Genomic DNA, 391 nt, shown 5'->3' on the forward strand with positions numbered 1-391 from the left:
TTGATACGCCGCTCGCGCTATTTGTTGACCCTGAAAGGCCGTCCGCCTTTCCGTCTGGCCGGAATTGAAATGTTTGAACGGCTTACAGGGTTGATTTTAGAACTTGATGAGTTTATCTGCCACATTCCTGACAGCCGTTTGCTGGAATTACAGCAAGGCATTTGTATCGCCCTCAAGAATGCCTCAAATGAATATGCGGATATCAAGAATGCGGCCGGATGGTTACAAGATATCTCCGATTTGCTTGAGGTAGATGAAAAAAATCCTCGTACCTCAAAAAATGTACGAATGGAACTCTTCGTTTACCTGGCATCTATAAAAAAACAGGGGGAAGGGAATCCGATTTTAACCGACTTTGCCCCAAAAATTTGTAAGACAACCAGCAATTATG

Annotated in this window: 1 protein-coding gene; it reads left to right on the top strand. The window is 43.7% G+C overall.

The window, feature by feature from the left end:
• Positions 1 to 391 (top strand): hypothetical protein (locus tag GFC01_RS18960; protein ID WP_194175055.1); only part of this gene is annotated, 391 nt, incomplete at both ends.

It is taken from the genome of Desulfofundulus thermobenzoicus, assembly GCF_009428905.1.
In the GTDB taxonomy this organism is placed as follows: Bacteria; Bacillota; Desulfotomaculia; order Desulfotomaculales; family Desulfovirgulaceae; genus Desulfofundulus_A; species Desulfofundulus_A thermobenzoicus.